Here is a 19,918-nt window from a genome sequence, read left to right on the forward strand (position 1 = left end):
CTCCCTTATTCCCGTCACACCCCTGTTACGGAACGGTAAGACTTCTTCCTTATAAAGAGCGGCCAGCCAACAAGACCCCCAACAGGTTGCCGCCATGCTCCGCTCGCCGTCCCCGCTCGCCCGCTGCATCACCCTCGCCCTGGCCGGTTGCACCGGCCTGGCCAGCGCCGCCACCGTCACCGTGAACAGCGCCACCACCACCGGCCAGGTGCTCAGCGGTGAGACCACCCTCCAGGTGGGCAGCAGCGGCAGCATCACCACCAGCGGCAAGAGCGTGGAACTGAAGAACGCCACCAGCGGCACCGGCGTGGTCGTCGACAACAGCGGCCTGATCAAGTCCACCGCCGACCGCGGCCTCGACGCCTCCGGCAGCAACCCCGCGCGCACCTACCAGATCATCAACCGCGAAGGCGCCACCCTCGACGCCGCCAAGCAGGCCATCCGCATCAGCGGCGACCTGGCCGGCACCCGCGTGTCCATCGACAACGCCGGCACCGTCATCTCCCAGACCGACCGCGCGATCATGCTCAAGGACCTCAAGACCAACGTGCAGATCGACATCACCAACCGCGCCACCGGCCTGATCCGCGGTATGCGGGAGGACGCCATGCGCGTCGGCAACAACGCCACCATCACCAACTACGGCACCATCAGCAGCGGCGACATGACCAGCGCCGACGCCAAGTTCGACGGCATCGACTTCGACGCCTCCACCGGCGGCAAGGTGGAGAACCACGGCACCATCACCGGTGGCCGCCACGGCATCACCACCGACGCCGGCGCCGAACTGGTCAACTACGCAGGCGGCGTGATCATCGGCCGCAACGGCTCGGGCTTCGGCTCCGACGGCAACGGCCGGGTCACCAACTACGGGCGCATCACCGGTGCCTACAACGGCCTGGTGCCCGATGGCGACGGCGATGGCGTGGACATCGACGGCCAGGGCTGGATCGACAACCACGGCATCATCGAAGGCACCGGCGCCGGCGGCTCCAAGGACGGCTCGCCGAACACCAGCGAAGGCATCGCCATGGGCGGCGGGACGATCCTCAACCACGCCGGCGCCACCATCAGCGGGGCGGCCAACGCCATCCTCATCGACGACAGCGCCACCGGCGGCGCCCCCTATGCCACCCACCTGGAGAACTTCGGGCAGATCCTCGGCCTGGGCGGGGACGCCGTGCGCATCATCGGCGAGCAGGCCGACAGCGTGATCAACGGCGGCCTGATCAGCAGCACCGGCGGCGTGGCCCTGGACCTGGGCGGCGGCGCCGACAGCCTCACCCTGCGCAGCGGCAGCCGCTTCGTCGGCCGGGTGGACGGCGGCGCCGGCCGCGACGTGCTGACCCTGGACGACGTCGGCGGCGGCAGCTTCGGCAATAGCACCCGCTTCGAATGGCTGCAGGTCAGCGCCGGCCGCTGGACCCTCGACACCGACGACTTCAGCGAAGGCGGCCAGGTGCTGGCCGGCGCCGAGCTGGTCAACCTCGGGCGCATCGGCGGCACCCTGGGTGTCGCCTCGGGCGCCACCTACGCCGGCGGCGGCCATGTGGATAACCTCGACCTCGCGGCCGGTTCCACCCTGGCCTTCGCCGTCGCGGCCGACGGCAGCCACAGCCCGCTGCAGGCCGACGGCCGGGTCAGCCTCGACGGCGCCCGCCTGGATGTCCGTGCCAGCGCCGGCACCTACCCGAACACCAGCCGCTACCAGGTGATCCAGGCGGCCGGCGGTGTCAGCGGGCGCTTCGCCAGCGTCACCAGCACCTTCGCCTTTCTCACCCCGAGCCTGCGCTACGGCGCCAACAGCGTGGAGCTGGAGCTGACCCGCAACGACGTGGCCTTCGCCAGCGTCGCCGGCAACGGCAACGCCGCCACGGTCGCGGGCAGCATCAGTGCCCAGGGCAGCCCGCAGCTGTACAACGCCCTGGTGGTGCAGGACGGCACCCGCGCCGGGCAGGCCCTCGACCAGTTGGCCGCCGCCGGCAACGCCAGCCTCGCCGGCAGCAGCCTGGCCRGTACYGGCCAGGTCACCGGCGCCATGCTCGGCGCACTGCAAAGCGTCGGGGCCAGCGGGGCCGGTGGGCTGCTCAGCGCCCGCTCGCTGGAAGACGGGCCGCAACTGGCGGCCCTCGGCGTGCCTGAAGCGGCACGCAACCTCAACGACCCCGCCGCCCGGGGCCGCCTGTGGATGCAGGGCCTGGGCAGCCACGGCCGCCTGGACGGCCAGGCCGGCAGCGCCGACCTGAACAGCGATACCCGGGGGGCGGTGCTCGGCGCCGACTGGGCCCTCGACGGCCAGTGGCGCCTCGGCGTGCTGGGCGGCTACTCGCGCACCCGCCTGGATGCCGGGCGCAGCCTGAAGGGCGATGTGGAGAGCCTGCACCTGGGCCTCTACGGCCTGCGCCAGGACGGCCCGCTGTCCCTGCGCCTGGGCGCCGCCTACAGCCGGCATGACGGCGAGAGCCGCCGTACGGTTGAGTTCGACGGATTCAGCGACCGCCTCAAGGGCCGCTACGACGCCCACAGCCTGCAGGCCGTCAGCGAACTGGGCTACGCCCTGGGCAGCGGGCGCTGGCAGGCCGAACCCTTTGCCGGGCTGGGCTACCAGTACTACGCCCGCGACGGCTACGCCGAACGGGGCGGAGCCGCCGCCCTGCGGGTGGACGACCAGCACCAGGGCAACTTCACCAGCAGCCTCGGCCTGCGCCTGGCGCACCTGGGCACCCTGGACAACGGCATGACCCTGGTGCCGCGCCTGTCCCTGGCCTGGCGCCACGTCTACGGCGACGTCGACAGCAGCACCCGCCAGGCCTTCCTCAGCGGCGGCAGCGCCTTCCGCGTCGAAGGCACCGCCCTGGACCGCAACAGCCTGCTGGTGGAAACCGGCCTCGACCTCGGCCTGAGCAGCACCCAGCGCATCGGCCTCGCCTACAGCGGCGAACTGGGCAGCAACGCCCGCAACAACGCCCTCATCGCCCAGTGGCAGATGGGGTTCTGAACAAGCCGGGGAGCGAAGTCCGCGTGGATCGATGAAGCGCGGTCCACCCGACGCCTCCGGTTGGCACTCGGGCAAACCGTAGGATGCGCTGAGGCCACGAAGCGCATCACGTCGCGGCCAAGTGGCGGCACCACGGATGGCCTTGGCGCTCGGATCGATGGGCTTCGCTGCGCTCAGCACCATCCTACGGGAGCCGAGCCAGACCGGAACGACGCGAGGGAGCGCCCCGCTTCAATTGACCCGGCAGGCACCCTCGGAGAGGCGTTCCAGGAAGCGGTCGCGCAGGCGGCTTTCGCCGTCGAACTCGGCGGCGGGCGGGCCTTTGTGGACGGGGTCGGTGAAGGACAGGTTCACCAGCAGGCGGTAGACCTGGTAACGCTCGCGCACCGGGCGGGAGCCGGGGCAGTCGCGGAAGTAGTCGGTGCGGGTCACCTGCTCGCGCCGGCAGTTCTGGTCGTCGAGGTGGTCGCCATAGCGCTCGGTGCCGCTGAGGTAGCGCTTGCCGTCGCAGTTGAGGACGCTCACGGTGCGGGTGCAATAGCCCGGCGCGGTGCAGGATTCCTGGCGATCGCGCTCGGTCTGCAGCTCGCGCTCCTCGCGCCAGCGGGCCTGGATGTCGTAGTTCAGCCCGGCCTCGCGGCCGTCGATGAAGAACGAGCGCTTGCCGTAGGCGCTGCGGGGCACGTCGATGCTGACGTCGTCGCGCTCGTCCTTCAGGCGCAGGGTGCCGAAGAAGCTCGGCGTGGGACTGAACTCCAGCTCCTTGTGGCCCTGGTGCAGGGTGGCCTGGTCATTCAGGCGCAGCGCCTGGCTGTCACGGGTGAACAGGTAGCCCTTGCCCTTCACGCCGCCGCCGCAGCCGGCGAGCAGGAGGCCGGCGAACAGCAGCACGAGGGCACGGGCGAGGGAACGGGGGTGACGGAGAACGTCCATGGTCGGGGGGTTCCTTGAAGCGGGTGGGTCATTCGATTTCGAAGAGGTTGTTCTGCAGCGGCCCGACCTGCAGGCGGCGGCGGATGTCCTCGTCGATGCGCGGGTCGTCCGGGCGGTAGAGCATCACCTGGCGGTAGGCGCTGACGCGGTTGATCTCCGGCCCCAGGTATTCCCACACCACGCGGGTGCAGGCGGGGTTGCGCCGGTCGCCGCTGGAGACGCCGGTCTTGAGGCCGTTGAGGCGGGTGATGCGGCTCTTGAAGCTGGGGATGAGGATGGTCTGGCTCATCTCGTTGAGGGTGAGCGACTCGAAGTCGGCGAGGAACAGCCGGTCCTGCAGCTGGAACGCCGCGCCGAGGTAGCGGCAGCGCACCCAGTCCTCGGCCTCGACGTTGGAAGCGCTGGAGCGCTCCTGGCGTTCCTGGCGCTCGAACAGGAAGGTGCCGCGCTCCTCCCACAGGTGCACCAGCGACAGCAGGATGGTGCCGGGCACCGACATGCAGTTGGAGTATTCGAAGTAGTAACCGCAGTAGCGCGACAGGTCGCCGGCGTGCTCGCGCAGGGGGCGCAGCATCTGCATCAGCGGGTCGTCGCTGGGGGCACTGCTGTCGTGGGGGCGGCGGGCACCGATCAGGCGGGCGAACTGCTCCGGCGGCAGGCCCAGCTCATAGTCCTCGACACCGAAGAAATCACCGATGCGCTTGAGGTTGTAGGCCGTCGGCGCGCTCTGCCCGCTGAGGTACTTGTTGAACTGCGCGCGGTTGATCGACAGCTTCCGGCAAACCTCCGAGATAGAGCGGTAGTGGCTGCACAGCAACTTCAGGTTGGCACCCAGATTGTTTGACAATTCCCGCCCCTCCAGCTGACGCGAGCGGCGCGATTGTAGCGTCAACTCGCACCATTTTGAGCCAACCTGCGAAATTGCCTGACCGACGGCCATGCCCAACCATGCGCGCCTCTGCCTCGACCCGCTCGCGGCACTCCATCGTTCGAACAATAAGAATCGAGGAATTCTCCAATGCTCGAAGCGCTCAACGACTTCCTGTCCGGGAAACTGCTTATCGTGCTGATCGTCGGGTTGGGCGGGTATTTCACCCTCCGCTCCCGTTTCGTCCAGTTCCGCCACTTCGGCCACATGTTCAGCGTTTTCAAGGAATCCATCCGCGGCCAGGCAGGCCAGCTGAGCTCCTTCCAGGCCCTGATGCTGAGCCTCGCCGGCCGCGTCGGCGCCGGTAACATCGCGGGCGTCGGCATCGCCGTGACCCTGGGCGGCCCGGGCGCCGTGTTCTGGATGTGGGTGACCGCCCTGGTCGGCATGTCCAGCAGCTTCTTCGAGTGCACCCTGGCCCAGGTCTACAAGCGCGCCGATGGCGACGGCCTGTACCGCGGCGGCCCGTCCTACTACATCGAGCACGGCCTGAAGCTGCGCTGGATGGCCGTGACCTTCGCCGTGCTGCTGCTGGTGACCTACGGCTTCGCCTTCAACGGCCTGCAGTCCTTCACCGTGACCCACTCCCTGGAGAACGCCTTCGGCCTGCCGGTGCAGTACACCGGGATCGGCCTGGCCGTGCTGCTGGGCCTGGTGTTCATCGGCGGCATCAAGCGCATCGCCGCCGTCTCCGACCTGCTGGTGCCGGTCAAGACCCTGGCCTACATCGGCGTGACCCTGTACGTGATCGCCACCCAGATCGAGCTGGTCCCGGGCATGCTGGTGACCATCGTCAAGAGCGCCTTCGGCCTGGAACCGGCCTTCGCCGGCCTGCTGGGCAGCGCCATCGTGATGGGCGTGAAGCGTGGCGTGTTCGCCAACGAAGCCGGCCTGGGCAGCGCCCCGAACGTGGCCGCCGTGGCCGCCGTGAAGCACCCGGCCGCCCAGGGCGTGGTCCAGGCGTTCAGCGTGTTCCTCGACACCTTCGTGATCTGCACCTGCACCGCGCTGCTGATCCTGCTGTCCGGCTTCTACACCCCGGGCTTCGAAGGCGACGGCATCGTCCTGACCCAGAACTCGCTGGCCGCCGTGGTCGGTGACTGGGGCCGGATCTTCGTCAGCGTCGCGCTGAGCCTCTTCGTCTTCACCTGCATCCTCTACAACTACTACCTCGGCGAGAACGCCCTGCAGTTCCTCGCCGGCCGCAGCCGCGCTGCCCTGCTGACCTACCGTGGCCTGGTGCTGGCACTGATCTGCTGGGGCTCCATGCAGAACCTGGGCACCGTGTTCGCCTTCGCCGACATCACCATGACCTGCCTGGCCTTCGTCAACCTGCTGGCCCTGGCCCTGCTGATCAAGGTCGGCCTGCGGGTGATGCGTGACTACGACGAGCAACGCAAGGCCGGCATCGACCAGCCGGTGTTCGACGCCAGCAAGTTCACCGACCTGGACCTGGACCGCGCCGCCTGGCCGATCAACCCGGTCACCGAAGCGGCTCCGCAGCAGGTCCCGGCCGGCCTGGCGGAAAGCCACCGCTAAGCGCCCCGCGCGTCACCGGATGCCGCTTCTCCGCCCTGCGGGGAAGCGGCATTTTCATATCAGGCAACCTTTTCTGGTGGGATCGGCTCGCGTTCGCGGCCGTATTCAGCGTTATGCTGGCCCACCGTTTTACTCCCCGTACGACCAGGGCAAGGCATGAGCGCAGTCAAGAACCTCTTCGTCCTCTACACCGGCGGCACCATCGGCATGCTGCAGAGCGCCCAGGGCCTGGCCCCGGCAGGCGGCTTCGAGGCGCGCATGCGCGAGCACCTGGCGAGCCAGCCCACTGCGCCGGCCCTGGACTTCACCTTCGCCGAGATGCTGCCCCTGCTGGACAGCGCCAACATGACCCAGGCCCAGTGGCTGGCCATGCGCGACGTCATCGTCGACGCGGTGCGCGAAGGCGGGCACGACGCCGTGCTGCTGCTGCATGGCACCGACACCCTGGCCTACAGCGCCGCGGCCCTGAGCTTCCAGCTGCTCGGCCTGGGCGTGCCGGTGGTGCTCACCGGCTCCATGCTGCCGGCCGGTGCCGAGGGCAGCGACGCCTGGCCCAACCTGTGCGGCGCCCTGGCGGCCCTCGCGGCTGGCGTGGCGCCCGGCGTGCACCTGTGGTTCAACGGCGCGCTGATGCACGGCGCCCGGGTCAGCAAGCTGTACAGCGAGGCGCTGGATGCCTTCACCGTGTTGCCGCGCCCGCGCCACGGCGAGCACGCACCGGTGCCTGCCGAGCTGGGCTTCGCCGTCCGTCGGCAGCCGGTCAACCTGGCGGTGGTGCCGCTGTTCCCCGGCCTGCAGGCCGCGCACCTGCGGGCCCTGCTGGGCAGCGGCGTGCAGGGCCTGCTGCTGGAGTGCTACGGCAGCGGCACCGGCCCGTCGGACAACGCCGAGCTGCTGCAGGTGCTGCGCGAGGCGCGCCAGCGCGGCGTGGTGCTGGCGGCCATCAGCCAGTGCCCGGCCGGGCACGTGGAGTTCGGTGTCTACGCCGCCGGCAGCCAACTGGCCGCCAGTGGCCTGGTGTCGGCCGGCGGCATGACCCGCGAGGCTGCCCTGGCCAAGCTGTTCGCCCTGATCGGTGCCGGCCTGGACGCCGAGGCGACGGAACGCTGGTTCGCCCTGGACCTGTGCGGCGAACGCGCCGACTGACCCCCGCAGGGGCCTGCCCGGGCCCCTCGCCATACCCCGCGCGGCCGTCTGCGCCGCGCCAATCCGCCGCATTCAAAAGCGCCCTCCGAAGCACCACCATGGCGCGCGCAAAGGCCCCGTCCAGAGCGGCCTCTTCGACCTTGGTATAGAAGTCGCCCCGCGCCGCAGCCCCTAGACTGCGCGCCTTCCTCCCCACCCTGAAGCCCTGAGGTTTTCCTCCATGTACCCTGATCGCGTACGCCTGCCCTCGTTGTTGGACAAGGTCATGAGTGCGGCCGAGGCCGCGGCCCTGATCGAAGACGGCATGACCGTCGGCATGAGCGGCTTCACCCGCGCCGGTGAAGCCAAGGCCGTGCCCCGCGCCCTGGCCGAACGCGCCAAGGCCTCGCCGCTGCGCATCACCCTGATGACCGGCGCCAGCCTGGGCAACGACCTCGACAAGCAGCTCACCGAGGCCGGCGTACTGGCACGGCGCATGCCGTTCCAGGTGGACAGCACCCTGCGCAAGGCGATCAACGACGGCAGCGTGATGTTCATCGACCAGCACCTGTCGGAAACCGTCGAGCAGCTGCGCAACCACCAGCTCAAGCTGCCGGACATCGCCGTGATCGAGGCCACCGCCATCACCGAGCAGGGCCACATCGTGCCGACCACCTCGGTGGGCAACTCGGCCAGCTTCGCCATCTTCGCCAAGCGCGTGATCGTGGAGATCAACCTCTCCCACCACACCAACCTGGAAGGGCTGCACGACATCTACATCCCGACCTACCGCCCGACCCGCACGCCGATCCCGCTGACCCGCGTGGACGACCGCATCGGCAGCACCGCGATCCCGATCGACCCGGCGAAGATCGCCGGCATCGTCTTCACCAACCAGCCCGACTCGCTGTCCACCGTGCTGCCGCCGGACCACGAGACCCAGGCCATCGCCGACCACCTGATCGCCTTCTTCGGCCGTGAAGTGGCTGACGGCCGCATGAGCAACAACCTCGGCCCGCTGCAGGCCGGCATCGGCAGCATCGCCAACGCGGTGATGTGCGGCCTGATCGACTCGCCCTTCCAGGACCTCACCATGTATTCCGAGGTGCTGCAGGACTCCACCTTCGACCTGATCGACGCCGGCAAGCTGCGCTTCGCCTCGGGCAGCTCCATCACCCTCTCCGCGCGCCGCAACGCCGACGTGTTCGGCAACCTGGAGCGCTACAAGGACAAGCTGGTGCTGCGCCCGCAGGAGATCTCCAACCACCCCGAAGTGGTGCGGCGCCTGGGCATCATCGGCATCAACACCGCCCTGGAGTTCGACATCTACGGCAACGTCAACTCCACCCACGTCGGCGGCACCAGGATGATGAACGGCATCGGCGGCTCGGGTGACTTCGCCCGCAACGCCCACCTGGCGATCTTCGTCACCAAGTCCATCGCCAAGGGCGGCGCCATCTCCAGCGTGGTGCCCATGGTCAGCCACGTGGACCACACCGAGCACGACGTCGACATCCTCGTCACCGAACAGGGCCTGGCGGACCTGCGCGGCCTGGCCCCGCGCGAGCGCGCACGGGTCATCATCGACAACTGCGTGCATCCGGATTATCGTCCGGCGCTCGATGCGTACTTCAGCGCCGCCTGCGCCAAGGGCGGGCACACCCCGCACCTGCTCCGCGAGGCCATGGCCTGGCACATCAACCTGGAAGAAACCGGCCGCATGCTGGCCAGCTGAGCCCCCGCCGAACGGCCTTTTACCTGACAAACAGGTCAAAAAACTGCTTCAGGTAAAAGGCCAACTGTACTGCTCCAAACCCCTGCCAAAAGGCACTTCCCCAGAGGAAAATCCGGTTTCCCGTTGAATGCCGAGGGTTTCAACGGGTGACCGGTACAGCTGGCTAAAATTTTACCAATACAGTTAGTTAGCTTGCTTTCTAGTAGCCATACAATTTTCGGTAGCTGTGACTACTGGGTCGGCTGTTCCGGCTAGAAAATAGCCACCAGACAACCCCTCTAGCCCCGCCACAAGCGGGAAGGAAGCACCGCCATGGAACGTACCCTCAGTTCCGACCTGATCTTCAACTCCCACGAGTCGAGCGCCAAAGCCTCCTGGCCGCTGCGCGTCATCTCCACCCTGCTGCTGTGGCAGCGCCGCATCGCCAGCCGTCGTCAACTGGCCATGCTGGACGCCCGCCTGCTGGCTGACGCCGGCATCAGCGAAGCGCAGCGTGAACTGGAGCTGAACAAGCCCTTCTGGCGTTGAGCCAGCGCGGCGCAAGCCGCACCGCAGTACCGACAGAACCCGCCGCTCAGCCGGCGGGTTTTCGTTTTTACGGCCTCGGGAAACCGGTCGCTGGTACAGATGTGCCGGATCCGGGCGTAACAGTTCGCGAATATCCGCACCTGGACCCGTACAATTCCACCCCGCTGTGCCTGCCCAGGCTCCCCCCGCCGCGCGACCATGGACTGCCCCACACCAACAGGGAAGCCACCACCATGGAACGCCACCTCCACGCCCGCCCTGCCCCGCTGCCGCCCGCACCCCGTGCGCCGCTGTTCCTGCGCCTGTACGCCCGCGTCGTCGAATGGCAGCGCAACGCCCGCACCCGCAGCCACCTGGCCCAGCTCAACGCCCAGCAGCTGGCCGACATCGGCCTCAGCGAAAGCGACCGCCGCGTGGAGCTGGACAAGCCGTTCTGGCGCTGAAACGCGACCCGGCGGTCATCTGCTCTGCCGCTGCGCTGGGCCCTGTGCGAAAATCGGCGCCGCCCCGCTCCGGGGCACCGTGTCGATGGGGCGCCCTGGCGGGCGTCCCCCTGCCGTACAGGAGTTTCCCCATGCCCTCGTTCCGCCTGCTCGGTGCCGCTGCGCTCCTGGCCTTCTCCAGCGCCACCTTCGCCTCCAGCCTTGCCGTGACCACCGACTCCCTGGTCGGCGCCCTCAGCGCCACTGCCGACGCCACCTCGGACGCCTCCTCCTCCCTGCGCGACAGCAAGCTGGTACGCGCCGCCCGTGACGACGCCGCCAGCTTCGTCGCCAGCGAAGGCGCCATCCGTGGCGCCCGCCTGGAAGCCGCCCTGGTGCACATCCGCACCCAGGCCCCGCAGCTGCAGGCCAGCGACCTGCAACTGGCCGAGGCCATCCTCGCCCTCTGAGGCACCCGATCGGCGCCACCCGGTTCACAGCCGCGACAGCAGGCTATGGCCGCGCCTGGCGCCTTTCGCTAGCCTTGGCGCCCGCCGCGCCGGTGCCGCTGCGCTTGCGCTGAACCGGGCGGCCGCTTTGACGTCCAATGACCCGTACAGTTTTCACCTCCGGAGACCCTCCATGCGTCGCACGCTGATCGTCGCTGCCACCGCCCTCACCCTGTTCACCGGCATCGCCCAGGCCCAGACCCTGGTCGCCACCAGCAACATCGTCGTCCGTGCACTGGGCCGCAGCATCGACTTCACCTCCGACACCACCACCTCCATCCGCGACATGAAGGTGATCCGCGAGGCCCGCGACGACGCCGCCAGCTTCGTCGCCAGCGAAGGCGCCATCCGTGGCGTGCAGCTCGAAGCCGCCTTCGACACCCTGCGCACCCGCCTGCCGGAAGCCCGCGACGCCAGCGACGAAGCCCTCGCCCAGGCCATCCTCGCCCTCTGAAGCAGCGCCCTTGAGCCTGCGTCTGTGGCGCCTCGGCGCGCTCGGCCTGGCCGCCCTGCTGGCCTGCGCCAGCGCCCGGGCCGATCTGCGCCTGGCGCTCAAGACCGACGGCCTCGACGCCGCCCAGCGCCAGGCCAGCCAGGCCCTGCTCGACGAAGCCCTGCAGAAGCTGCCGCCGCGCTTCGTCGAACGCCTCGACCGCCAGGTGGAAGTCACCTGGGCCGATGACCTGCCGGACAACGCCTACGGCCGCGCAACCCGCATCGACGCTCTCGACCTCAACCGCGCCCTGCTGCCCGCCCTTGCCGACGGCAGCGCCGCCCGCGAGAAGACCACGCGTCCCCACGGCACCGTGCGCCGCGAACTGCTGGCCACCGTGCTCCACGAGCTGACCCACCTCTACGACCGCGCCCACTACCGCGACGCCGCCCAGCGCAGCCTCGGCTTCCGCTGCCGCAGCGCCCAGGCCAGCACCGGCGCCGTCGGCCTGCGCAGCGAATGCCGGGGGCAGACCGCCCGCCGCTTCACCTTCAGCGACGACCCGCGCCTGCTGGACCTCGCCGGCTGGCCCCAGCGCGTCGGCCAGCGCGGCGAGCGCGAAGCGGACAACCACCAGGCCGCCCGCAGCCCCGACCTCTACGAGCTGACCAACCCCCGCGAATTCGTCGCGGTGAACATGGAGTACTTCCTCCTCGACCCCGACTACCGCTGCCGGCGCCCCGCGCTGTACCGCTACTTCCGCGACCACTTCGGCTGGGCCCCGGACGCTGCCGGCACCTGCGCCAGCGAACTGGCCTACCTCAACGCCGGGCGCGACTTCGGCCGCGAACCCCTGGGGCGCCTCGACCCCGAGCGGGTCTACGAAGTGGACTACCTGTTCGCCGAAGCAAACGACAACTGGGCCAGCCGCTGGGGCCACACCATGCTGCGCCTGGTGATCTGCGCCCCCGGCCGCCCGCGCGGCCCGGACTGCCGGCTCGACCTCGACCAGCACCTGGTGCTCTCCTATCGCGCCTTCGTCGGCGACGTGCAGCTCTCCAGCTGGGACGGCCTCACCGGCGCCTACCCCTCGCGGCTGTTCGTCCTGCCGCTGGCCCAGGTGATCGACGAGTACACCAAGGTGGAAATGCGCAGCCTCGCCTCCGTGCCCCTGCGCCTGGACCGCGAGCAGGTCCACAACCTGGTAGAGCGCGCCGCCGAAATGCACTGGAGCTACGACGGCAACTACTGGTTCCTCTCCAACAACTGCGCCGTCGAGACCCTCAAGCTGCTGCGCAGCGGCACCGCCGACCCGCGCCTGGACGACCTCGACAGCATCATGCCCAACGGCCTCCTCGCGGTGCTGGAAGGGCGCGGCGTGGCAGACCCCAGCCCCCTGCGCGACCCGAAGGAAGCCCTGCGCCTGGGCTACCGCTTCGACTCCTTCCGCGACCGCTACCAGGCCATGTTCGACATCGCCCGCCAGCGCCTGGGGCTGCCCGAGGCCGACGTGGAAACCTGGCTGGCGCAGGACGCCACCCGCCGCCGCCCCTACATCGAACACGCCGACCTGCGCGGCAGCGCCGCCCTGCTGCTGCTGGAGCAGGCCGCCATGCGCCGGCAGATGCTGCTCGCCCAGGACGACCTCAAGCGCCGCTACCTGGACAACCGCGCCACCCTCGGCCAGACCGAGTTCTCCCGCGCCGGCGGCACCCTCGAACAGATCCTCGCCAACAGCGGCTTCCTCAGCCGCCCGGCCGACCTGCTGCAAGGCAGCGGCTACGGCCTGCCCCAGGCCAGCGAATGGCAGCGCCTGCAGGAAGAGAGCGCCAACCGCCAGCGCACCCTGCGCCAGCTCACCGACAGCCTCGACCGCGAACTGCGCGAACTGATCGACCCGCGCATCCTCACCGAACTCGACGCCACCCAGGCCAACCTAGACCAGCTCAGCGCCCACCTGCGCCAGTTGCACAAAGCCGCCGGCGGCCTCGAACTGCCCTGAGCCCGCTCCCACGGATACAGGGTGGATCGCGCACCGTAGCCACGACCAACACCCCTGCGGGATGGCGCTCAGACCGGGAATGCCCGGCGCCGCTCCCGGGCTGAAGCCCGGGCTACAGCCGTACGCTCCACCGATCCACGCGGTCCCGCGCCAAAGCCATGGCCAGCCCCCCGTAGGATGGCGCTGAGCGCAGCGATGCCCATCATGCCGAGCGCAACATGTGGTGCCACGGCCTGATATGGACGCGATGCGCTTCGTGGCCTCAGCGCATCCTACGGATCGTGCCCAGCCCGGCGCCAAAGCCATGGTCAACGCCCCGTAGGATGGCGCTGAGCGCAGCGATGCCCATCGGGCCAAGCGCAACATGTGGTGCCACGGCCTGATATGGACGCGATGCGCTTCGTGGCCTCAGCGCATCCTACGGTCCGCCCAAGGCCCCCGCGTGAAACGCGCTTCACCGATCCACGCGGTCCCGCGCCAAAGCCATGGCCAGCGCCCCCGTAGGATGGTGCTGAGCGCAGCGATGCCCATCAAGCCAAGCGCAACATGTGGCGCCACGGCCTGGCGTGGACGCGATGCGCTTCGTGCCTCAGCGCATCCTACGGATCGTGTACAGCCCGACCGGGGGTGGGCGGTGGGCGTTGGCGGATGCGAAGAGCGGCATCCAGCCTACGCGGCGGGCGGCATCTTTACGTGGTTTCCTACAGCGCGGGATGAGGACGTTGGGGGAAATGGGTGGGTGTGCCTCCGTACAATCCGATTCCCCTGTGATCACGTTGTTTGGCCTGGTTCGGCTCTCTAGTGTCCGTCGCCGGTGCTCAACACACCTCTCACTTGGCGGTCCTCCGCACCCGATAGTCGCGGCGCTGGTCAAACAGCGGTCGTTCTGGCCGGGTAGCGCGCAGCCATAAAAGACTCCTTCGGGGGGAAATCTGCGGGCCGTTCCAAGTGCGGTGTTGAAGTACCCGGCCGCCCTCTCAACAAGGGCCCTCTCAACGACACTTGGAAATGCACTCATGAACGAGCTGCTCGACGACACCCCCATCCTCCAACCCCGTGTCTTCATCCGCCATCGCCGCCAGTTGCGGGCCTTTCTGCTGGATGACCAGGCCTGGTTCTGCGTGCGCGACCTGGGGCGGCTGATGCAGCACCCGCTGCTGGAGGACCGCATCCGCGCCAATCTCGATCCGGACCAGTGGCGCTGGGCCTGGTACCCGGATGGCGGCGGGGTGGCGGAGGAAGGTTTGCTGGTGAGCGAGTCGGCGGCCTATGGGGCGCTGATCCACTACTACCACCCGGAGAACCGCAGCATCCGCCAGTGGCTCACCCAGGAGGTGGTGCTGACGCTGCGCAGCGAGTGCCGGGGCGACCCGGTGCAGCCCCGGCAGGTGCAGCTCCACGGCACGGGCCAGCCGGTCAGCGTGCTGGAGTGGCAGGGCCGGGTCTGGGTGCCCTGTGGGGAACTGCCGAGGGTGCTGGCCTTGCGCTGATGGGGCGCTGTGGATAACTCACAGCGCCTCTTCCTGCTCCTCCGGCAGGTGCGGGTCGAGGGTCACCCAGGGCAGGCGGCTGCGCACCCAGATGTGGCGGTCGGCCGGGGCCTGGTGGACGTCGTCGAGGGTTGCCACGGTGACGTCGAGGCTGTCCGGGCTGAGGCGGGTGTAGAGCGCCAGGTGGCAGCCGCAATGGCCACAGAAGTAGCGGCTGCAGGTGGCGGAGGAGCGGTATTCCGCCGGCTCCCCGTCGAGCCAGGTGAACGCCGCGCGGGGCACGGTGATCCAGGTGGTCACCAGGCCGCCGGTGATGCGCCGGCAGTCGCTGCAATGGCAGTGGGCGATGTCGGCCAGCGGGGCGTCGAAGCGGTAGCGCAGGCGGCCGCAGTGGCAGCCGCCGGTGTGTGCGGTGGTCATGGCGTACTCCTTGGCAAAGGCGCAGCCTAGCGCGTTGCGGGTTGCGCCGTGAGGGCCGCGGCGGACAAGATGCGGCCTTCGCCACCGGACAAACGGACGCGCCCGTGCTGACCCTGCTCCAGGCCCTCTGGCCCCTGTTCGCCCTGATCGTCGCCGGCCATGTGCTGCGGCGGGTCGACTTCCCCGGCGAGGCCTTCTGGCCGGCCGCCGAGCGTTTGAACTACTTCATCCTGTTCCCCGCGCTGCTGTTCAGCAGCCTGGCCACGGCGCCGCTGGACAACCCGGCGCTGCCGCGCCTGGCGCTGGCGGTGCTGCTGGGCCTGGGCCTCGGCTGGGCGGCGTTGCTGCTGGCGCGGCGCCTGCTGGGCTGGCCGGCGGCGCGCTTCGGGGCGATCACCCAGGGCGTGCTGCGCTTCAACACCTACCTGGGGCTGGCGGCCATCGGCAGCCTGTTCGGCAAGGAGGGGCTGGCCATCGCGGCGCTGATGCTGGCGCTGATGGTGCCGACGGTGAACCTGCTGTCGGTGTGGTCGCTGACTGCCGAGCGCGGCGTCAGCGCACGGGGCCTGCTGCTGCCGATGGTGAAGAATCCGCTGATCCTCGCCTGCCTGGCTGGCGCAGCCTACAACCTGACGGGGCTGGGCCTGGGCGGCGGGCTGGACCGGCTGCTCAACCTGCTGGCGGTGGCGAGCCTGCCCCTGGGCCTGCTCTGCGTGGGGGCGGCGCTGCAACCCCGCGAGCTGAGCGGCGAGCTGCCGGCCCTGGGCTGGAACTGCGCGGCGCGGCTGCTGGCGATGCCGGCGCTGGCCTTCGCCGTGGCGCGACTGCTCGGCCTGCCGGCGATGGAGAGCAGCATCCTGGTGCTGTTCTTCGCCCTGCCGACGGCGCCCACCGCCTATGTGCTGACCCGCCAGCTAGGCGGCGACGGCCACCTGATGGCGGGGATCATCACCCTGCAGACGCTGCTTTCCGGTGCCACCCTGGTGGCCGTGCTGGCGCTGCTGCAAGCCGGGGCGGGCTGACCGCCCGTCCGGATTTCACTGCACGTTCGCCGCCGGTTTCCACCGAAAGCTGGCTGAAAGCTTCGCCCCTTAGCATCGCCCCACTGCCGGCACAGACCGGCCGCCCGGCGCTGCCCGTTCCGCGCCAGGCACCCCGACAACAACAAGATGGGTGATTGCCATGTTCCGCTCCTGCCGCCTGCCCGGCCTCGTTCCGCCCCCTCTCCGTACCCGACCCGCTGCGCGCTGACCGGCGCCCGTCCTCGTCGCCTTTCGTCCGGAGATTCCCATGCTGACCTTCCTCGGTTTCGCCATGGTCATGACCTTCATGTTCCTGATCATGACCAAGCGCCTGTCCGCCCTGATCGCCCTGATCATCGTGCCCATCACCTTCGCGCTGATCGGTGGCTTCGCCGCCGGCATCGGCCCGATGATGCTGGAGGGCATCACCAAGCTGGCGCCCACGGGCGTGATGCTGATGTTCGCCATCCTCTACTTCGCCCTGATGATCGACTCGGGCCTGTTCGACCCGCCGGTGCGCGCGATCCTGCGGCTGGTGAAGGGCGACCCGCTGAAGGTGTCCATGGGCACGGCGGCGCTGGCGCTGATCGTCTCCCTCGATGGCGACGGCGCGACCACCTACATGATCTGCGTGGCGGCGCTGCTGCCGCTGTACAGCCGCCTGGGCATGAGCCCGCTGATCATGGCGGGGCTGATCATCCTGGCCGGCGGGATCATGAACATGACCCCCTGGGGCGGCCCCACCGCCCGTGCGGCCAGTGCGCTGCACGTGGACCCGTCGGACATCTTCGTGCCGATGATCCCGGCGATGGCGGCCGGTGCCGTGGCGCTGTTCGGCCTGGCCTGGGCCTATGGCAAGCGCGAGCGCGCCCGCCTGGGCGTGCTGCAGCTGCCTGACCTGCCGGAAAGCCATGTGGACATCAGCGTGTCGCAGTTCCCCGAGGCGCGCCGGCCGAAGCTGCTGTGGGTGAATGCGGCGCTGACGGCGGCCCTGATGGTGACGCTGATCCTCGGGCTGATGCCGCTGCCGGTGCTGTTCATGGTGGCCTTCAGCATCGCGATGATCATCAACTACCCCTGCCTGCAGCAGCAGAAGGAGCGCGTGGCGGCCCACGCCGGCAACGTGCTGGCGGTGGTGGGGCTGATCTTCGCCGCTGGCATCTTCACCGGCATCCTCTCCGGCACGGGGATGGTGGAGGCGATGTCCAAGAGCCTGCTGGCGGTGATCCCGCCGTCCATGGGGCCGTACATGGCGGTGATCACGGCGGTGGTGAGCATGCCGTTCACTTTCTTCATGTCCAACGACGCTTTTTATTACGGCGTGTTGCCGGTACTGGCCGAGGCGGCGGGCCATTACGGCATCAGCCCGGTGGAGATGGCGCGGGCCTCTATCGTGGGCCAGCCGGTGCACCTGCTGAGCCCGCTGGTGCCCTCCACCTACCTGCTGGTGGGCCTGGCGAAGATCGAATTCGGCGACCACCAGCGCTTCACGTTGAAGTGGGCGGTTCTGATCTGCCTGTGTATCCTGCTCGCCGCGCTGCTGCTCGGGGTCTTCCCGCTGTTCGGCACCCCGTGAGGGTCAGGCGCCTCCTTTAATTCATTCACGCCGGAAAGGCTCGCACTTTCCGGCGTGGCCGTGCTCCAACCTAGCCGTCGACACCACGAGGTACACGCATCATGGAATGGCTGACCAGCCCGGAAATCTGGGTCGCCTTCTTCACCCTGACCGCCCTGGAGATCGTCCTGGGCATCGACAACATCATCATGATCGCCATCCTCGTGGGCCGCATGCCGCCGCACATGCAGGCACGCACCCGGCTCTTCGGCCTGGCGCTGGCGATGGTCACGCGCATCCTGCTGCTGCTGTCGATCACCTGGATCATGCGGCTCACCGCCGACCTGTTCCATGTGTTCGACCAGGGCATCTCCGGCCGTGACCTGATCCTGTTCTTCGGCGGCCTGTTCCTGCTGTGGAAGAGCAGCACCGAGATGTTCCACAGCCTGGAAGGCGAGGACGAGGCCAGCGAGGCGCCCAAGGGCAAGGGCGGCAACTTCATCGCCACCATCATCCAGATCGCCATCATCGACATCGTGTTCTCCCTGGACTCGGTGATCACCGCCGTGGGCATGGTTTCCCACGTGCCGGTGATGGTCGCCGCGATCATCGTCGCCGTGCTGGTGATGATGGCCGCCGCCGGCACCATCAGTGCCTTCATCGACAAGCACCCGAGCCTGAAGATGCTGGCCCTGGCCTTCCTGGTGGTGGTGGGCACCGTGCTCATCGCCGAGGCTTTCGAAGTCCACGTACCGAAGGGCTACGTCTACTTCGCCATGGCCTTCTCCCTGGGCGTGGAGGCGCTGAACATCCGCATGCGCATCGCCCGTGGACGCAAGGAAGAGGCGGTGAAGCTGCGCAAGGACATCCCGGGGGAATAAGCCCGGGCGTGACCGCCAGCTGAAACGAGAACGGGGCCGAAGGGCCCCGTTTTTTGTGGGTGCGAAACGCACGGTAGAGGGAGCGTCGAGCCGGAATCAGGCTGCGCAAAAACGTTACTTTATAACATAATTGACCGATCCCGCTTTCCTCGATGCGATGGAGCCCCCTCATGGATCGCCGTCATCTGCTCAAGTTCGTGCTCGCCGGTTTCACCCTGCCCTTCGCTTCCACGGCCTCCGCCGCCCAGGCCGTCACCCAGGTTCGCAGCTGGCGGACGGCCGACCGCCTGCGCATCGTGCTGGACCTCAGCGGCCCGGTGAACTTCCGCAGCTTCGCGCTGGCCGCGCCGGAGCGGGTCATCGTCGACCTGGACGACACCCGCCTGCTGGCTCAGCTGCAGGACCTGGCGCTGGGCCAGGGGCCGATCCGTTCGGTCCGCAGTGGTCTGCAGGGCCGCAGCACGCGGCTGGTGTTCGACCTGCAGGCCCCGGCCCAGCTGAGCAGCTTCCTGCTGCCACCTGGGGAGGGCAAGGGGCACCGGCTGGTGCTGGACTTCCAGCCGCTCACGCCCACCCCTGCGTTGGCGCCGGCCGCTCCGGCGGTCGCCCCTGCGGGCGGGCAGCGGGACATCGTCGTCGCCATCGACGCGGGCCACGGCGGCAAGGACCCGGGCGCCATCGGTTTCAACGGTGAGCAGGAGAAGGCGGTGGCACTGGCCATCGCCCGCCTGCTGGCCAGGAAGGTGAATGCCCAGAAGGGCTTCAGGGCCCATCTGGTGCGCAATGACGACGTGTTCGTGCCGCTGCGCAAGCGGGTCGAGATCGCCCGGCGGCGCAACGCCGATCTGTTCATCTCCGTCCATGCCGATGCGGCGCCCAGGCGCAGTGCCTCCGGGGCGTCGGTCTTCGCGCTGTCCCAGGGCGGTGCGACGTCCACCACGGCGCGCTGGCTCGCCGAGCGCGAGAACCGTGTGGACCTGATCGGTGCCGAGCGTTTGCTGTCGCTGAAGGACAAGGACCCGATGCTGGCCGGGGTGATCCTCGACATGTCGATGACCGCCACCATTGCCACCAGCCTGGACCTGGGCAAGAGCATCCTGGGCAGCCTGCAGGGTGTGGCGGGCGTGCACCAGAAGCGGGTCGAGCAGGCGGGCTTCGCCGTACTCAAGTCTCCGGACATCCCCTCGGTGCTGGTGGAGACCGGCTTCATGTCCAACCCGGGTGATTGCCGTCGGCTGATCGATGCCCGCCACCAGCAGCGGGTGGCGAACGCGATCTTCGACGGGTTGCACCGGCACTTCCGGGCAGCGCCACCGCAAGGCACGTTGCTGGCCTCGATGAAGGCCAGCCAGAACAGTTGATGGATCGCCGATGACGCGCAGGTGCGGGCGAACCCGA

Annotated in this window: 17 protein-coding genes; 14 read left to right on the forward strand and 3 right to left on the reverse strand. The window is 69.0% G+C overall.

What is annotated here, in order from left to right; genetic code table 11:
• The first annotated feature begins 94 nt into the window (after window positions 1-94).
• Window positions 95-2,998: an autotransporter family protein gene (locus tag SZ55_RS06920; RefSeq protein WP_044403430.1), complete on the forward strand. Its 2,904-nt coding sequence runs from the start codon at window positions 95-97 to the stop codon at window positions 2,996-2,998.
• A gap of 231 nt (window positions 2,999-3,229) precedes the next feature.
• Here SZ55_RS06920 and SZ55_RS06925 read toward each other — a convergent pair whose 3' ends face one another.
• Complete coding sequence (locus tag SZ55_RS06925; RefSeq protein WP_044403432.1) at window positions 3,230-3,931, reverse strand: hypothetical protein; 702 nt, start codon at window positions 3,929-3,931, stop codon at window positions 3,230-3,232.
• A gap of 28 nt (window positions 3,932-3,959) precedes the next feature.
• The gene (locus SZ55_RS06930) at window positions 3,960-4,778 is read right to left on the reverse strand and encodes a helix-turn-helix domain-containing protein (protein WP_044403434.1); all 819 of its coding nucleotides are present in this window, start codon (window positions 4,776-4,778) and stop codon (window positions 3,960-3,962) included.
• Window positions 4,779-4,949: 171 nt separating this feature from the next.
• Between SZ55_RS06930 and SZ55_RS06935 the strand changes: the two genes are divergently transcribed.
• The 9 genes from SZ55_RS06935 to SZ55_RS06975 all read left to right on the forward strand — a co-directional run bounded on the left by SZ55_RS06935 (window position 4,950) and on the right by SZ55_RS06975 (window position 14,642).
• The gene (locus SZ55_RS06935; RefSeq protein ID WP_044403437.1) at window positions 4,950-6,398 is read left to right on the forward strand and encodes an alanine/glycine:cation symporter family protein; all 1,449 of its coding nucleotides are present in this window, start codon (window positions 4,950-4,952) and stop codon (window positions 6,396-6,398) included.
• A gap of 156 nt (window positions 6,399-6,554) precedes the next feature.
• On the forward strand, window positions 6,555-7,544 hold the full coding sequence (locus SZ55_RS06940) for an asparaginase (protein WP_044403439.1): 990 nt from the start codon (window positions 6,555-6,557) through the stop codon (window positions 7,542-7,544).
• A 220-nt stretch (window positions 7,545-7,764) separates the two neighbouring features.
• Window positions 7,765-9,258 carry an acetyl-CoA hydrolase/transferase family protein gene (locus SZ55_RS06945; RefSeq protein WP_044403440.1) on the forward strand — a complete coding sequence of 498 codons (1,494 nt, stop codon included), beginning with the start codon at window positions 7,765-7,767 and terminating at the stop codon, window positions 9,256-9,258.
• A 312-nt stretch (window positions 9,259-9,570) separates the two neighbouring features.
• Complete coding sequence (locus SZ55_RS06950; RefSeq protein ID WP_044403441.1) at window positions 9,571-9,786, forward strand: DUF1127 domain-containing protein; 216 nt, start codon at window positions 9,571-9,573, stop codon at window positions 9,784-9,786.
• Between the two features lie 233 nt (window positions 9,787-10,019).
• Complete coding sequence (locus SZ55_RS06955) at window positions 10,020-10,229, forward strand: DUF1127 domain-containing protein (RefSeq protein ID WP_044403443.1); 210 nt, start codon at window positions 10,020-10,022, stop codon at window positions 10,227-10,229.
• 131 nt (window positions 10,230-10,360) lie between these two features.
• Entirely contained in the window at window positions 10,361-10,678 is a 318-nt protein-coding gene (locus tag SZ55_RS06960) for a DUF2388 domain-containing protein (RefSeq protein WP_044403445.1), read from the forward strand.
• 172 nt (window positions 10,679-10,850) lie between these two features.
• Window positions 10,851-11,171 carry a DUF2388 domain-containing protein gene (locus SZ55_RS06965; protein ID WP_044403447.1) on the forward strand — a complete coding sequence of 107 codons (321 nt, stop codon included), beginning with the start codon at window positions 10,851-10,853 and terminating at the stop codon, window positions 11,169-11,171.
• Window positions 11,172-11,181: 10 nt separating this feature from the next.
• Window positions 11,182-13,152, forward strand: a complete 1,971-nt coding sequence (locus SZ55_RS06970; protein WP_371321060.1) for a DUF7844 domain-containing protein — start codon at window positions 11,182-11,184, stop codon at window positions 13,150-13,152.
• 1,016 nt (window positions 13,153-14,168) lie between these two features.
• Window positions 14,169-14,642, forward strand: a complete 474-nt coding sequence (locus SZ55_RS06975) for a BRO-N domain-containing protein (RefSeq protein ID WP_044403449.1) — start codon at window positions 14,169-14,171, stop codon at window positions 14,640-14,642.
• An 18-nt stretch (window positions 14,643-14,660) separates the two neighbouring features.
• Here the strand turns inward: SZ55_RS06975 and SZ55_RS06980 are convergent, their stop codons facing one another.
• Window positions 14,661-15,062 carry a GFA family protein gene (locus SZ55_RS06980; RefSeq protein WP_044403451.1) on the reverse strand — a complete coding sequence of 134 codons (402 nt, stop codon included), beginning with the start codon at window positions 15,060-15,062 and terminating at the stop codon, window positions 14,661-14,663.
• A gap of 41 nt (window positions 15,063-15,103) precedes the next feature.
• On the opposite strand from SZ55_RS06980, the gene SZ55_RS06985 reads away from it, so the two are divergent.
• The 4 genes from SZ55_RS06985 to SZ55_RS07000 all read left to right on the forward strand — a co-directional run bounded on the left by SZ55_RS06985 (window position 15,104) and on the right by SZ55_RS07000 (window position 19,881).
• The gene (locus SZ55_RS06985) at window positions 15,104-16,084 is read left to right on the forward strand and encodes an AEC family transporter (protein WP_442963694.1); all 981 of its coding nucleotides are present in this window, start codon (window positions 15,104-15,106) and stop codon (window positions 16,082-16,084) included.
• 268 nt (window positions 16,085-16,352) lie between these two features.
• Complete coding sequence (locus SZ55_RS06990) at window positions 16,353-17,660, forward strand: CitMHS family transporter (RefSeq protein ID WP_044403455.1); 1,308 nt, start codon at window positions 16,353-16,355, stop codon at window positions 17,658-17,660.
• A gap of 101 nt (window positions 17,661-17,761) precedes the next feature.
• Window positions 17,762-18,520, forward strand: a complete 759-nt coding sequence (locus SZ55_RS06995; RefSeq protein WP_044403457.1) for a TerC family protein — start codon at window positions 17,762-17,764, stop codon at window positions 18,518-18,520.
• 170 nt (window positions 18,521-18,690) lie between these two features.
• Window positions 18,691-19,881: an N-acetylmuramoyl-L-alanine amidase gene (locus SZ55_RS07000; protein ID WP_044403459.1), complete on the forward strand. Its 1,191-nt coding sequence runs from the start codon at window positions 18,691-18,693 to the stop codon at window positions 19,879-19,881.
• The last annotated feature ends 37 nt before the right edge of the window (window positions 19,882-19,918 follow it).

It is taken from the genome of Pseudomonas sp. FeS53a, assembly GCF_000931385.1.
In the GTDB taxonomy this organism is placed as follows: domain Bacteria; phylum Pseudomonadota; class Gammaproteobacteria; order Pseudomonadales; family Pseudomonadaceae; genus Metapseudomonas; species Metapseudomonas otitidis.